At 69.7% G+C, this 14,462-nt stretch carries 14 protein-coding genes; 6 read left to right on the top strand and 8 right to left on the bottom strand.

What is annotated here, in order from left to right; all coding sequences use genetic code 11:
• Positions 1-60 precede the first annotated feature (60 nt).
• Both ACQEU1_RS42485 and ACQEU1_RS42480 read left to right on the top strand, forming a co-directional pair.
• Complete coding sequence (locus ACQEU1_RS42485; protein ID WP_433215624.1) at positions 61-1,497, top strand: trypsin-like serine protease; 1,437 nt, start codon at positions 61-63, stop codon at positions 1,495-1,497.
• Positions 1,498-1,812: 315 nt separating this feature from the next.
• Entirely contained in the window at positions 1,813-3,036 is a 1,224-nt protein-coding gene (locus ACQEU1_RS42480) for a family 16 glycosylhydrolase (protein WP_433215621.1), read from the top strand.
• 98 nt (positions 3,037-3,134) lie between these two features.
• Here ACQEU1_RS42480 and ACQEU1_RS42475 read toward each other — a convergent pair whose 3' ends face one another.
• Genes ACQEU1_RS42475 through ACQEU1_RS42465 form a run of 3 tightly spaced genes read right to left on the bottom strand, consistent with a single transcriptional unit; the run spans position 3,135 to position 5,021 of the window.
• On the bottom strand, positions 3,135-3,992 hold the full coding sequence (locus ACQEU1_RS42475) for an ornithine cyclodeaminase family protein (protein WP_433215618.1): 858 nt from the start codon (positions 3,990-3,992) through the stop codon (positions 3,135-3,137).
• 25 nt (positions 3,993-4,017) lie between these two features.
• Positions 4,018-4,179, bottom strand: a complete 162-nt coding sequence (locus ACQEU1_RS42470; RefSeq protein WP_433215615.1) for a DUF397 domain-containing protein — start codon at positions 4,177-4,179, stop codon at positions 4,018-4,020.
• An 11-nt stretch (positions 4,180-4,190) separates the two neighbouring features.
• The gene (locus tag ACQEU1_RS42465; RefSeq protein ID WP_433215612.1) at positions 4,191-5,021 is read right to left on the bottom strand and encodes a DUF5753 domain-containing protein; all 831 of its coding nucleotides are present in this window, start codon (positions 5,019-5,021) and stop codon (positions 4,191-4,193) included.
• On the opposite strand from ACQEU1_RS42465, the gene ACQEU1_RS42460 reads away from it, so the two are divergent.
• Both ACQEU1_RS42460 and ACQEU1_RS42455 read left to right on the top strand, forming a co-directional pair.
• Positions 4,930-5,325 carry a zinc finger protein gene (locus ACQEU1_RS42460; RefSeq protein ID WP_433215609.1) on the top strand — a complete coding sequence of 132 codons (396 nt, stop codon included), beginning with the start codon at positions 4,930-4,932 and terminating at the stop codon, positions 5,323-5,325. The two genes, ACQEU1_RS42465 and ACQEU1_RS42460, sit on opposite strands and share 92 nt — an antisense overlap.
• Entirely contained in the window at positions 5,250-5,558 is a 309-nt protein-coding gene (locus ACQEU1_RS42455) for a hypothetical protein (protein ID WP_433217113.1), read from the top strand. Before ACQEU1_RS42460 ends, ACQEU1_RS42455 begins: the two co-directional genes overlap by 76 nt.
• Here ACQEU1_RS42455 and ACQEU1_RS42450 read toward each other — a convergent pair.
• Positions 5,542-6,390 (bottom strand): hypothetical protein, encoded by an 849-nt coding sequence (locus ACQEU1_RS42450; protein ID WP_433215606.1) that lies wholly within the window; start codon positions 6,388-6,390, stop codon positions 5,542-5,544. The genes ACQEU1_RS42455 and ACQEU1_RS42450 overlap by 17 nt on opposite strands.
• A 23-nt stretch (positions 6,391-6,413) precedes the next feature.
• On the opposite strand from ACQEU1_RS42450, the gene ACQEU1_RS42445 reads away from it, so the two are divergent.
• Both ACQEU1_RS42445 and ACQEU1_RS42440 read left to right on the top strand, forming a co-directional pair.
• Positions 6,414-9,542 (top strand): phosphodiester glycosidase family protein, encoded by a 3,129-nt coding sequence (locus tag ACQEU1_RS42445; RefSeq protein WP_433215603.1) that lies wholly within the window; start codon positions 6,414-6,416, stop codon positions 9,540-9,542.
• A gap of 34 nt (positions 9,543-9,576) precedes the next feature.
• Entirely contained in the window at positions 9,577-11,238 is a 1,662-nt protein-coding gene (locus ACQEU1_RS42440; RefSeq protein WP_433215600.1) for a DEAD/DEAH box helicase, read from the top strand.
• Positions 11,239-11,263: 25 nt separating this feature from the next.
• Here the strand turns inward: ACQEU1_RS42440 and ACQEU1_RS42435 are convergent, their stop codons facing one another.
• The 4 genes from ACQEU1_RS42435 to ACQEU1_RS42420 all read right to left on the bottom strand — a co-directional run bounded on the left by ACQEU1_RS42435 (position 11,264) and on the right by ACQEU1_RS42420 (position 14,426).
• Positions 11,264-12,013, bottom strand: a complete 750-nt coding sequence (locus ACQEU1_RS42435; protein WP_433215597.1) for a class I SAM-dependent methyltransferase — start codon at positions 12,011-12,013, stop codon at positions 11,264-11,266.
• Positions 12,014-12,248: 235 nt separating this feature from the next.
• Positions 12,249-12,647: a VOC family protein gene (locus ACQEU1_RS42430; protein ID WP_433215594.1), complete on the bottom strand. Its 399-nt coding sequence runs from the start codon at positions 12,645-12,647 to the stop codon at positions 12,249-12,251.
• 5 nt (positions 12,648-12,652) lie between these two features.
• Positions 12,653-13,441, bottom strand: coding sequence for a helix-turn-helix domain-containing protein (locus ACQEU1_RS42425; RefSeq protein WP_433215591.1), 789 nt, complete (start codon positions 13,439-13,441; stop codon positions 12,653-12,655).
• Between the two features lie 10 nt (positions 13,442-13,451).
• Positions 13,452-14,426, bottom strand: a complete 975-nt coding sequence (locus tag ACQEU1_RS42420) for an ROK family transcriptional regulator (protein ID WP_433215588.1) — start codon at positions 14,424-14,426, stop codon at positions 13,452-13,454.
• Positions 14,427-14,462 lie beyond the last annotated feature (36 nt).

Raw genomic sequence — 14,462 nt, 5'->3', positions numbered from 1 at the left:
CGAAGGACGCGGGTTCGCCGATATGAAGGACGAGTCATTCGCATCGGCAAGGAGATTTCATTGCGATCAGCCAAGTTCCTGGGGGCGGTGACCGCGAGCCTGTTCGTCGCGGCGACCGTCACGGCTGCACCAGCCAACGCCGGCCCGACGATCACGATCAACGCGGACTCGGTCCGCGAGTCGCTCGACTACCTCCAAGCGACCTACAAGGTCAGCGAACGCGAGGCGTTACGCAGACTCCAGCTCCAGAACGACGCCGCGAAGCTGGAAACCACCCTGAAGCGCGACGCCGCCCGTGAGTACGGCGGCATGTGGATCGACCAGGAGGCGGGCGGCAAGCTCGTCGTGGCGATGACGAACCCCGCCGCGGCCCAACGCCGGCTGGCCGACCTCCCCGACCGCGCGAACGTGAGCGTCCGCACCGTCAAGAACTCCCTCGCCACCCTCCAGGCGACCCACGACCGGATCGCGCGGCAGGTGGGCGCGGGCGCCGACGCGGTGTACCTCCCGGCCGTCAGCCAGACCGAGAACCGCGTCGTCGTCTGGGAACGCTCCTGGCTCAAGAAGCCGGGCGCGGCCGCGCAGGCGGAGCAGATGCGCACGCTGGGCGCCGACCCGAACGTGGTCACCGCCCGCACGCTCAAGGAGCCCACCCCGTACTCGGCCGACCCGGTCGACTGGGGCTTCTGCCACCCGCTGTACTGCACGAACTACGGCCCCATGCGAGGTGGCCTGCGCCTGGACATGAGGCGTGACAACGGCACCACCGGCGGCTGCACGAGCGCGTTCAACCTCCGCACCACCGGCGGCGCCTTCCCGGGCGTCCCCTGGGTCCTCACCGCGGGCCACTGCATGTCCACCAAGACGAACAACGTGCCGACCGAGCACAACAACCAGCCGATCCTCACCCAGCACGGCATCGAGAAGAACTCGTACCCCTACGACTACGCGGCGGTCCGCTACCTGAACCAGGCCACCGCCGACCAGTGGCTGGAGAACCAGACCAACCGCAACACGGTCCTCAAGTACTGCCGCAACGGCGGCCTGGACAGCAACGGCGACACCCCGTGCGGCCCCCAGGCGACCTCGCAGAACCAGGAGATCACCTCGGTGACCCCGCTGGCCCAGATCCTCCCCGGCGCCGTCGTCTGCGCCAGCGGCTCGGGCTCCAGCGCGGTCAACTACCCGGACTCCTACGACAGCGGCGCGGGCGAGGGCTACCTGGTCGGCACCCGCTGCGGCCGGGTCCTCTCCACCGACGTGGGCATCAACACCGACATCTGCGCCCGCAACGGCGACAGCGGCAGCCCGCTCTTCAGCCAGGTCACCAAGGCCGGACTGGGCATCCTCAACGGCAGCCAGCAGTCCCGCAGCGGCGCCTGCCAGCTGGGCGAGCTCAACAACTACTCGCCGCTCTCCACCATCCTCGAGGACCTGAGCGCACGCCAGGCGAGCGGCGGTTCGGTCTTCAACGTCATCACCACCCCGCAGGGCTGACCCAGCCACGTCAGGTCCGGGAGGTCGCAAGGCCTCCCGGACCTGACGCTGGAACGCCCACCGGTCAACCCAATCCGCCCCGCACCGAGGGCCCCGCGCCAAGCCCTCGCCCCCGCTGGTTCAACCTTTCACACCCCCACCACACCCCAACGACCCCAAACCACCACCCAAACCCCCAGCCCACGAGCTTGATCCCTTGAGAGCGCTCTCATCTGCCAATAATCTGAAAACGTTTACAAGTTGACCGAGAGTCACGGCATGACAACACTTCCGAACCACTGGGCGCACAACTAAACACCCGGAAAGGTCGGTTCGATGCATCGACGCATCGGGACGGCCCTTGCCGCTGCCTTGATGGTGGCCGCAGGGATCACCGTCGCCACCACCAGCCAAGCTCCCCCTGCCAACGCGGCGGTGACCTGGGCCGACGAGTTCAACGCTCCCGCCGGCACAGGTGTCGACGGCAGCAAGTGGCAAATGGAAGTGGGCAACAACAACGGCAACAACCGAGAGCACCAGTGGTACCAGGCGGGTACCTCCAACGCGGCGCACGACGGCCAGGGCAACCTGGTCATCACGGCCAAGAAGGAGAACCCGGGCAACTACAACTGCTGGTACGGCAGGTGTCAGTACACGTCCGCGCGCATCAACACGGCGGGCAAGTTCACCCAGACGTACGGTCGCTTCGAAGCGCGCATGAAGATGCCGCGCGGCAAGGGCATCTGGCCCGCGTTCTGGATGCTCGGTGCTGACATCAACTCCGGCAACCCGTGGCCGGGTTCCGGCGAGATCGACATCATGGAGTTCCTGGGACACCAGACGAACACCGTGTACGGCACCATCCACGGCCCCGGTTACTCGGGTGCGGGCGGCAAGTCCCACGCCTACAACGGCCCGAACTTCTCCGACGGGTTCCACAACTTCGCGGTTGACTGGAAGCCGGGCGAGATCACGTGGTCGGTGGACGGCAACGTCTACGCCCGCAACACGCCGACCGACGTCAACGGCAACCCGTGGGTGTTCAACAAGCCCTTCTTCATCATCATCAACCTCGCGGTCGGTGGTGAGTGGCCGGGTTACCCGGACGCCAGCACGACGTTCCCGCAGCAGCTCGTGATCGACTGGGTCCGCGTCTCCAACGACTCCCCGCCTCCCGGCGGTGGCGGTTCGGAGATCCGCGGCATCGCCGGCAAGTGCCTCGACGTGCCATGGGCCAACACGGCCAACGGCACGCCCATCCAGATCGTCGGCTGCAACGGCAACGCCGCCCAGAAGTGGAGCCGTCCCGGTGACGGCACGATCCGCGCGCTGGGCAAGTGCCTCGACGTCAACGGCGGCGGGACCGCCAACGGCACCGTCGTCCAGCTCTGGGACTGCAACGGAAGCCCAGCCCAGCAATGGGCGGTCTCCGGAGCGAACGACATCGTGAACCCGCAGGCCAACAAGTGCCTGGACGCCGTGGGAGGTTCCTCGGCGGACGGCACGAGAACGCACATCTGGGAATGCCTCGGCGTGGCCAGCCAGAAGTGGCAGGTCTGACGAGCTCTTCCTGACGGGTTGCGCATGGCCTGACAGGGAGAATCAATGGCGCTGGACGTGAACCCCCGCGGCGGATGGGTTCACGTCCAGCGCTCTTCCTAGGCCAGAAGGCGAGCCACGGCCCAGTCCTGGACCGCGACCCCGACCGACTTGAACACCGTGCGGCCCTCCCGCAACGGCGGATTCCCCAGCGCCGCACCGAGTTCCACGAGCGACTCCAGCCGCAGCACCCCGGACCGCACCGCCCGGATGATCTCCCCGGCCTCGCTCAGCGCCGCCTCGACCTGGTCCACCACCACGACCCCGGCCGTCGCCAGCAACTCCTCGGGCAGCTCCCGCATCACCGGCCGGTACGACCCGATCGCGTTGACGTGCACGCGTTCCTTCAGGTCGTCGCACCCGAACAACGGCACCGTCGACGCCGTCGCACAACACACGACGTCCGCGTCCCGCACGGCCTCCGCCGGCGTCGCCGCCACGTCCGTCACCGTGTCCGGCAGCTCGTCCCTGAGGCTCTCCAGCAACGCCTCGGCCTTCTTGACGTTCCGGTTGAACACGACGAGCTTCTTCAACGGGCGCACCGCGTGCACGGCCCGCACCTGGTCGGCCGCCTGCGCGCCGGCACCCAGCAACGCCAGGTGCGACGCGTCCTCGTCGGCCAGCAGGTCCGTCGCCACCCCGACCACGGCGCCGGTCCGCAACGTCGTGAGCGGCACCGCGTCCGTCGCGAACTGCCCGTCCGGGTGCGAGTACACGACCGTTCCCGTGATGACCGGGTCACGTTCGACCTCGATGCTGATGACCTTGACCGCCGTCGACCGCGTCGGCCGGTGGTGCACCGCCATGACGAGCGACCGGCTGTCCGCGAACGCCTGCCGCGGCGGCAGGTCGAACTCCTCCGCGGCCAGCCCTGCGAACGCTTCTCGGACGGCTTCGATCGCGGCGGGCATCGTCATGCCCCGGATCGTATCGACGAGCGCCTCAGCCCGATCGCTTGACGGTGCCGAGGAACGAGGACCAGGCGGCCGCCCCCACCTCGACGTGTTCGGCGGTCGCCTTGCTGTCCCTGATCCCGACGCCGGTGGCGATCTCCACGCACGAGCTCGCGTTCGCGCTGAAACTGCTCTTGCGCCACTCGGCCATCAGGCCCTCCCTCAACCGGCGATGTCTTTGATCAGCCTCCTGGATTGTTCGGCGTCCAACGCCGTCCGACCGAGTGATTCGGCCACCGCGTCGTAGCTCTTGAGCGGCAGCGCGGACTCGATGATCAGACTGGCGTTCTCGCTCTCCACGAACACCACCGGTTCGATCTTGTCGAACTTCAGCAGGTCGAAGGCTCCCGCATGCCCGGCGTGCGCACCTGCCGACGTGGCGACGACCCGGACGACGACGTACGGCCGCTCCGCCACCTTCAGCACGTGTTCCAACTGGCGGCGCATCACCTCCTCCCCGCCGATCTGAGCCCGGAGCACCGACTCGTGGAGGTAGAACGTCGCCCTCAGCCGCGACTGCAGCCCCTTCTGGCGCTCGGCCCTCGCCGCGACCCGCTTCTCGACCTCGTCGGCGGGCACGTTCGGGTTCGCGGTGATCACCGCACGCGCGTACTCGGGGATCTGCAACAGGCCGTGCACCAGCAACGGCTGCCAGCTCATCAGCGTCTTGGCCTTGGCCTCGTGTTCGACGAGCGTCCTCGGCATGATCGGCTCGACCGACCCGTGCTCCTGCAACCACCCCCGGACGCTCGTGGCGATGAAGAGCTTCTGCAGGTGCACCCGCTCCGCCGACGGCGTCCGGCAGGCCCCGAGCAACAAGGCGAGCTCAAGCTCGGTGATGCCTCCTTTGCCGTTGGCGGCGTCCGAGACCTTGGCCTCGTTCCAATCCACGATCTCAGCGATGGCGCGCGCCGTCATTCCCGTCGCGGCGATAGCCGCACGGAGCCCGTCACCGAACTCACGCCCCCGCGCAGTGGAGTATCTCTTTGGCATGCCGCAGACCGTAGACCCACTCTCCACCATTCCAGAACATTTGAAGCCAACACAACCCGAAAGGGCGTTAGCTTGGAAGACCTCCAAGAGGGAAACTAATTTCGTGAGATTCCGATGGACGCCTCAGGAAGGGCGCCGGCACGCCATCCCGAGCGAGCTACCAGGCGAGACGTTGTGCGGCACCCCATACGTACCGCAGCAGCGCAGCCTGTGGCAAGAAAAGAACGTGTGGCCGACGTGCTGGGACTGCGACAGCATCTGGCGCGAGAACGAGGGGATCCTGCCGTGGCCGCGGAAATCCTGACCGAAGACCTCCTGAGGACAAGTCTTCAGCGCCTTTCGCGTGAGGTGGTGAAGACTTATCCACAGTTCGGCGAGCTGCTCGCACAAAACATGCTGCGCACGTGCGGCCTGATTCCCGACCCGGAACGGGCCGCGCATTATCGCGAGCTGGGCACGCTGCTGATCGACCTCGGCAGGCTCTACCACGCCGAGGCCGACGAACTGTCGACGATCGAGATCAGCGATCCGACATGACGACCGCGCGGCCGCTCGTGTCGAACTCGTGCGCCAGCGTCCGGAGCGGCTGCCCTCCGGCGGCCCACGCGGCCGTCCACGTGAGGCACTCGGCCGCGCCGTTGCCACCCCGCTCCACCAGGTCGGTGCCGATCGAATCGAGCCAGTCCCAGGAAGTGCCACCGATGCCCGCCAGGAACGACTCGTCCCAGGTCCGCACCAGCTCGCGAACGGTCCCCTCGGCGCGTGCGCGTTCGTTGACGTCCTTGATCCAGGCTTGGCGCTCCTCCTCCGTGAGCACCACGCCGGTCTCGGGCTCGCGGAAGCCCGGCAGGTCGTGGGCGAGGCCGCCGGAGCCGACGTACAGCACGCGCCGGTCCGCGAAGAACGCGCCCACCTGCTGGCCCAGCGACGCTGCGCGGCGGAAGGTGGCGTGGGGCGGGGAGGCGCAGTTGACGAAGATCGGCAGGACGGGCTTGGCGGTGATCGACCCCAGCAGGTCGCGGGTGGTGTGGCCGAACGCGTGGTCCAGGGCCGCCTCGTAGGCCGTGGCGATGTCGAACTCGTGCGCGACGAGGTCGGCGACCAGCGAGCGCCCCAAAGAAGAAGGCACGTCGTACGAGCCGACCGGGCCGGCGACGTCGCCTTGGGCGGTGGCGGCCAGCACCACGGCGAAGGTCGGGACCACGGATCTGAACGCACGGCGGTGGTCGGTGCCGAAGAAGACGACCAGGTCCGGGTCGAACTCGGTGACGGCGTCGCGGGCGGCGCCGATCGCCTCGCGCACCGGGCCGCGGGGTGCGCTCGGCAGGGTGATCAGGTGCGAGGCGCAGACCGTTAGGCGGTTCTTCACCGGGCCAGTCTAGGTTCCGGGGCGTGACGAGACGTGCACTTGCGGTGATCATCACCGCTGCCCTCCTTGCGCCCGTTGCCCCAGCTCACGCCGACGTCGCCAGACGCATCGAGACCGCGCGCACCGAAAGACCCGTCGCTCCCGGCGTCATGCTCACGTCGTTCGACTGGTACGAGCCGGACGGGTGGGTCCGGGGTGACGCGCTGGCCGTCGACCTCGCGAAGGTCCAGGTCGGGTACGTCGATCCCGGGACCGTCGCGCAGGCCGCTCCCCTGTCGCAGCAGGCGCCCGGGGCCGTCGCGGCGATCAACGGCGATTTCTTCGACATCGACAACTCCACCGCACCGGAAGGTGTCGGCGTCCGGGACGGCGAGCTGCGGAAGTCGGGCAGCGGCCGAGCCGTGGGCATCGACGCGGCGGGCATCGGCAGCGTGATGGAGACCTTCTTCGAAGGCACGCTCAACGGCACGCACGAGCTGACGCAGCTCAACAGCGCGAAGATCGACGTGAACGGCATCGGCGTCTTCAACCCGTTGTGGGGCACGTACAGCAGAGCGCGCGCTACGCAAGGTGCGTCCAACACGGCCGAAGTCATCGTCGAAGACGACGTGGTGCGCACGGTCGGCATCCCGAGCAACGAGCCGATCAAGGGCCTCGCGCTGGTGGGCCGGGACAAGGGCGCGGACGTCCTCAGAACCCTCAAGCCGGGCGACCGGGTCGACGTCAGCTTCAAGAACCGCACCAGCAACGGCAGCGAGCCGCGCACGGCCATCGGCGGACGGCAGCTGCTCGTCGAGAACGGCAGGAACGTCGCCCCGGCCGACCCGCTGCACCCGCGCACCGCCGTCGGGTTCTCGAAAGACGGCAAGAAGATGCAGATGCTGACCGTCGACGGACGGCAGAGTCCCTACCTGCAGGGGCTCGACCTGCGCGACCTCGCCGACGCCATGATCGAGCTCGGCGCGCACAACGCCCTCAACCTCGACGGCGGCGGCTCGTCCACCATGCTCGCCCGCGAACCCGGCACCACCGGGCTGAACGTCGTCAACACGCCCTCGGACGGCGGCGAGCGCCCGGTCCCCAACGGGCTCGCGCTCTACGCCCCGGCCGGCTCGCGCAGGCTCGTCGGGTTCGACGTCAAGACCGCGAGCACCCGCGTCTTCCCCGGCCTGACGCGCCGGATGACCGTGCGCGGCCACGACGAGACGTTCGGACCGGCCCCGAGCGAGCACGTCTCGCGCGCCACGAACGGCTGGGCGATCGGCGACACCTTCCACGCCTCTCCCCACCCAGGACCCGCAACGTTCACCGCCTTCCGCGGGCTCACCGCGAAGCAGCAGGAGCTCACCGTCCTCGGTGAGCTGGCCAGGCTCGCCCCGGAGAACAGCAGGATCAGCCTCACCCAGGACGAGCGCAAACCTTTGCGCGTCAACGGCTTCGACCGCGCCGGCTTCAGCGCGCCGATCGAGCGCGCCGACCTCGACCTCAGCTACGACCGCGGCGTCGTCGAGGTCACCCCGGACCTCCAGGTCAGGGCCCTGACCACCGGCACCACCACGATCAAGGCGCGAACGCAGGGCAAGGAAGCCCAGATCGCCGTCACGGTCGGCGCGCACGAGCAGCTGATCGCCGACTTCGCGGATGCTCCACAGTGGACATTCGGGTCCGCCCGCGCGACCGGCAAGGCGGAACCCGAACCGGACGGCCACACCGGCGAGGGGCTGAAGCTGAGCTACGACTTCACCCGGTCCACCGGCACCCGCACCGCCTACGCCGTGCCGCCGCGCCCGCTCCAGGTCGACGGGCAACCCCTGTCGCTCGCCGCCTGGGTGCGCGGCGCGGGCCGGGGCGAGTGGACCGCGTTCACGGTCACCGACTCGACAGGACAGTCGCGGTCGCTGTACGGCCCGCACGTCACGTGGCACGGCTGGCAGCGCGTCGAGGTCGCGGTGCCGCCGGAGCTCAGGTTCCCGGTCCAGGTCACGAGGTTCACCGCGATCGAGACCAAGGCCGACCGCTCCTACGCCGGCGAACTCACCATCGACGACATCACCGCGCAGGTGCCGCCGAACGTCACCCTGCCGCCGGCTCAGGAGGTGCGCGCGGACCACGTCGGGAAGGCCGAGGGCTGGACGTTCGCGGTCATGTCCGACGCGCAGTTCGTGGCCCGCGACCCCGACAGCGACCTCGTCCGGTCCGCGCGGCGCACGTTGCAGGAGATCAGACGCTCGGGCGCCGAGTTCGTGGTGATCAACGGGGACTTCGTGGACGAGGCGTCGCCGGAGGACCTGAAGCTCGCCAGGAGGATCCTGACCGAGGAGCTCGGCGACTTCCCCTGGTACTACGTGCCGGGCAACCACGAGATCATGGGACCGGGCACGATCGACGACTTCCGCCGCGAGTTCGGCGTCACGCACCGCGTGTTCGACCACCGGGGCACGAGGTTCGTGCTGCTCGACTCGTCGACCGGAACGCTGCGGGGCGGCGGCTTCGAGCAGATGGAGATGCTCCGCACCGCACTCGACACGGCAGAGGGCCAGGCCGTCGTGCTGATGCACCACCCGCCGCGCGATCCCACGCCCGCGCGCACGAGCCAGCTCGCCGACCGCATGGAGGCCGAGTACTTCGAAACCCTGCTGTCCGAACGCGACAAACCCACGGCGTTCATCGGCGGTCACGTCGGCGGGTTCTTCGCGTCCACAGTGGACGGCGTGGCGCAGGTGGTCAACGGCAACTCCGGCAAGGCACCCGCGGAGGCGGGCGGGTTCACCGGCTGGACGCTCGTCGGCGTGACCGGGAAGGACAACATCAGGGCCGAGATCCGGCCGCACGTGGACGCGCTCCAGGTCACGGCTCCGGCGACGCTGCGCTCGGGCGGCGCGGAAACGGTTGCGGCCACGGTGAAACAGGGTTCCCGGTCCGTTCCGGTCCGCTATCCGATGGGCGCGGTGTGGGAAGGGTCACGTGGTGTGCACGTGGGCGACGAGGCGGGGCTCAGGCCGTGGCACGTCGTCTGGCTCGAACCGGACAAGGGCGTCCTCACCGGGATCAGGCCTGGTCAGGCGAAGATCTCGGTCACGGTCAACGGCGTGACGGGCAGCGCCGATGTGCGCGTCGAGGCGGACGGGACGCGTTTGAGCTGGTCTGGATGAGTGCGATGTCGGGCGGTGGGGGAAGATACTCGCCATGACCACCGCCGACAACGGTTTCGCCGACCTGGGGCTGCGCTCCGACATCCTCAACGCCCTCACCACGCTGGGATACGAGGAGCCGACGCCGATCCAGAGCGAAGCGATCCCGCCCCTGCTCGCGGGCAACGACCTGCTGGGCCAGGCGGCCACCGGCACCGGCAAGACGGCGGCGTTCGCGCTGCCGCTGCTCGAACGCATCGCCGACCAGATCGGCAAGGGCGAGAAGCCGCTGGCCCTCGTCCTCGCGCCGACCCGCGAGCTCGCCGTCCAGGTGTCCGAGGCGGTGCACCGCTACGGCAGGCACATGGGCACCCGCGTGCTGCCGATCTACGGCGGCCAGCCGATCGGCCGCCAGCTGCGCGAGCTGTCCCGCGGCGTCGACGTGGTGGTCGCGACCCCTGGCCGCGCCATCGACCACCTCCAGCGCGGCACGCTGCAGCTCGGCGACCTGAAGGTCGTCGTGCTCGACGAGGCCGACGAGATGCTCGACATGGGCTTCGCGGAGGACATCGACGCGATTCTCACCGAGACCCCGTCCGAACGGCAGACCGTGCTGTTCTCGGCCACGATGCCGCCGCGCATCGACCGCATGGCCAAGAGCCACCTGCGCAACCCGACGCTCATCCAGATCGAGCGCGAGAAGACCGAGCCGGGCGAGGCCCCGCGCGTCCGCCAGACCGCGTACCTGGTCCGCCGCGAGCACAAGCCCGCAGCCCTCGGTCGCGTCCTGGACGTCGAGTCCCCGACCGCCGCCGTCGTCTTCTGCCGCACCCGCGACGAGGTCGACCAGCTCACCGAGACCCTCAACGGCCGCGGCTACCGCGCCGAGTCCCTGCACGGCGGCATCAGCCAGGAACAGCGCGACCGCGTCATGTCCCGCCTGCGTTCCGGCACCGCCGACCTGCTGGTCGCCACCGACGTCGCCGCCCGAGGCCTCGACATCGAACAGCTCACGCACGTCGTGAACTACAACGTGCCGTCCGCCCCCGAGGCCTACACCCACCGCATCGGCCGCGTGGGCCGCGCCGGCCGCGAGGGCGTCGCGATCACCCTGGTCGAGCCGCGCGAGAACTCGATGCTCAAGACGATCGAGCGCGTCACCAAGACCAAGATCCCGGTCGAGAAGGTCCCGACCGTCGCCGACCTGCGCGCCCGCCAGCTTGAGCTGACCCGCTCCTCGCTGCACGAGTCGCTGCTCGAGGACGACCTGTCGCGCTTCCGCGTCGTCGTCGAGACGCTGGCCGACGAGTTCGACGTCATGGAGATCGCCCTCGCCGCCGTCAAGCTCGCCCACGAGGCGTCGGGTGCGGCCGCGGACGAGGAGGAGATCCCGGAGGTCCGTCCGCGCGAGGACCGGCCGCGCCGCGACGGTGCTCCTTCCGGGCCTCGGCGGGAGCGCCGTGGACCGTCCGAGGGCATGACCCGCCTGTTCCTGGGTGCCGGTCGGTCTTCCGGTATTCGGCCTCAGGACATCGTCGGGGCCATCACCGGCGAGACGCAGCTCAAGGGCCGCGACATCGGTGCGATCGAGATCGCCGACCGGTTCTCGCTGGTCGAGGTGCCCGGGCCGGCCGCGAACGACGTGATCGACCAGCTGCGGGACGCCACGATCAAGGGCAAGCGCGTGACGATCCGCCGCGAGCGCCAGCCCCGCTAGTCCGCGAACGCGACGAGGCCCCCTCTCACGCCGGGAGGGGGCCTTTTCGCGCTTCGACGAGGAAGCGCTCGGACGTCGACACGAACTCCCCGTGCTCCTCGATGTGCTCGTGCATCGCGCGCAGCCGGTCCCGGTACGCCTCCACCGTGAACCCCGGCACGGTCCACAGCACCTTGCGCAGGAAGTGCACCACCGCGCCCACGTCGAAGAACGCCACCCGCAGCGACACCGGTTCCAGCCGCAGCACCTCCAGCCCGGCCGCCTCCGCCTCCGCGCGGGCACCAGCGGTCGACCGCGCCTGGCTCACCGGTTGCGGCCCCATCATGAAGTCGGTCAGCTCCCGGTTCGTCCCGGCGCCGATCTGCTGCGAGAAGTAGGTCCCGCCCGGCTTCAGCACCCGCGCGATCTCCCTCCACGGCGTCACCACGGGGTGCCGGGAGATCACCAGGTCGAACACCGAGCCCCGGAACGGCAGCGGCCCGCCGTCCGGCGCCCGCACCACCAGCGGCAGGTTTCGGGACGCCACCAGGGCGTTCGGTGGCCACGACTCGGTCGCGGCCATCAGCGGTGGCAGCACGGGTGCCGAGGCCGTCACCTCTCCCCCGCCGGTTTGCAGGTCCAGCGCTGATGAGACCGCTCTCAGGCGGTCGGCGATCAGCCGCGCGTAGCCCCACGGCGGGCGTTCCTCGGTGGCGCGGCCGGCGAACCACGAGAAGTCCCAGCCGTCGAGCGGGACGGCCTCGCCCTCGGCCACCAGCGCCTCGAAAGTCCCCATGACAGCGAATGCCACCACAGAAAGATCAATGGTGCCACCGAGATCGGCGGCACCTGCCCCGGGCGCTGAGACGCCGCGTCCCTGGTTCGTCTCGCGCTCGGCGGGGCAGGTGCCGCAGGGGGTTACAACGACCGAACGGCCGCTTGGTTACGCCCTAGTGCGCAACACAAGCACGGCCGTTCGGCCTACTACTTGGTTGTCACCCGCTAGAGGGAACCAACGGAGCCGGCCCGCCTCACGCTCCGCGGTAGGTGCCGAAGCTCCAGCGGTTGCCCTCGGGGTCGGCGACGGTGAAGCCACGTGAGCCGTAGTCCTCGTCGCGCAACCCGCGGATCTCCGTCGCGCCGTTCGCCAATGCCTGCGCGTGCAGGTCGTCGGGCCGGTCCGTGACGACGTAGACGGACCCGGCGCCGGCCGTGGTCGCCTCGACCTCGCCGACCGACCGCACGGCGGACCCGAGCATGACGCCGCCGCCCTCCGGCCAGACCATCTCGCAGTGCACGACCTCGCCGTCGGCCTCCCCCGGCACGACGAGATGTTCCTCGAACCCGAACGCCTCCACGAGGAAACGGATCGCACGAGGTGCGTCCTGGTAGGACAGGGTGGGCCAGCAGGTGGGCGGTGGTGTGCTCATGGCGCCTACTCTGCGTCCTGCCCGCCCTCGCTGCCTTGTACGAATGGAAGCTCGGCCGCGATCCACTCCGTCGGGGTCGCGCCGCAGAGCGCCCGCCAGTCCCGGTTGAAGTGCGCCTGGTCGGTGTAGCCGCAGGCCACGGCCACCTCGGTGAGCGTGGGCCGTCGTTCGCCGCGCAGCATCCGGTTGGCGCGCTCGAACCGCATCACCCGCGCCATCACCTTGGGCGTGAGCCCGTACTCGACGGCGAACCGCGCGCTCAGGTGCTGCCTGCTCCACCCGACCTCGGCGGCGATCTCCGCGACCGGCGCCCCCGCCGCCAGCCGTTGCCACGCCCACGCCACCTCGACCTGCTGCCTCACCGGCCGGACCAGGGCACCGAACATCTCGTCGAGCAGCGTGAACCGGTCGAGCCACGTGGGCGCGTCCTGCACCCGCTCGCGCAGGCCGGCGGGCGCGTCGAGGGCGTCGAGTCCCACGGTGGTCGCGGCCAGCTCCCCGGCCGGCATCCCGAACAACGCCCGCAGGCCCAACGGCGTGAGGTCGCACTGCACGCCGTGCTGGAACCCGTCGTGCGTGATGATGACGGCCTCGTCGTGCAGCCCGCCGCACAACGTGGCGAACCGGCCCTGCGGCAGGTCGACCGTGCCGTCCAGGGTGACCACGAGGGTGAGCGACCGCGACGGCAGGCCGCGGTGCACGCCGGGTTCGGTCCGCATCCGGTACCCGGAGTAGCGCGTGACGAACGGCCGCAGCCGCGGGTGCGGCAGGCCGATGACGTGCTCGACGTCCACGAACCCGATGCTAGAACAACTCGCCCAGGATCAGCAGTCCGGCGCCGACGGGCACGAGGTCGGCGCCGAACTCCGTCACGCTCACGTCCACCTCGGGCATCGCCCGCAGGTAGAGGCCGGGCGAGGCGAGCACCTTCCGTCCACTCAGGACGATCTGGTCGAGGTCGAGCAGCTGCACCAGGTTCGTGACCGCCGCCGCGATGACCCGTGCCGCGTCGACGCCCGTGGTGGCCGCGTGCACCGCCTCGATGCAGCCGCGCCGTCCACAAACGCAGAGAGGCCCGTCGAGCTGGATGGTCGTGTGGCCGAACTCGCCGGCACCCGACCGTGCGCCGCGGTGCACCTCTCCTCCGAGGAAGAGGCCCACACCCAGACCGGTGCCCACGAAGACGAGGGCCGCGTCCTGCAACGGTCTTCGCCACGCCTCGGCGAGCACGGCGGCGTTGGTGTCCTTGTCGACGACGACGGGCAGCCCGAGCCGTTCGGCGGCCAGCGCGCGCAACGGGACCGCGTTCCAGCCCGGCAGGCCGTTCGGGGACACGACGCCGTCGCGGAAGTCGAGCGGACCGGCGATGCCGATGCCCAGGCCGAGCACTTTCGGGTCGTGGACGACCAGTGGTTCCAAAGCGGACAGCACGTCGTCGGGCGTGAACATCGGCGGCAGCGGCACCACCGACGACGACACCACCTCGCCGGTCAGGTCGAGCTTCACGACCCGAAGCTCGTCGCGGTCGACGTAGGCGCCGTACGCGTAGGCGCCCTCAGCGGCGAGCCTCAGCGAACGGCGGGGCTTGCCTCGCGCGCCGTCGCGGACGGCGCCGGTCTCCTCCAGCAGGCCCGCCGAGATGAGCCTCGCCACGATCTTCGAGACCGCCTGTGGGGTCAGTCCTGTCTCCTCGGCGATGGAAGCCCTGCTCAGAGCACCTGAGCGGACGAGCCGGAGCACTGTTCGGTCGTTGTGCGAACGCAGCGAGGTGAGGTCCACGGTTCCAATTATTCAACAGCGTTGCTTTAATCGGAA

It is taken from the genome of Lentzea sp. CA-135723, from assembly GCF_050936595.1.
Lineage (GTDB): Bacteria > Actinomycetota > Actinomycetes > Mycobacteriales > Pseudonocardiaceae > Lentzea.
Note: the sequence above shows the minus strand (reverse complement) of the source record. Positions and strands in the feature narration are given on the sequence as shown.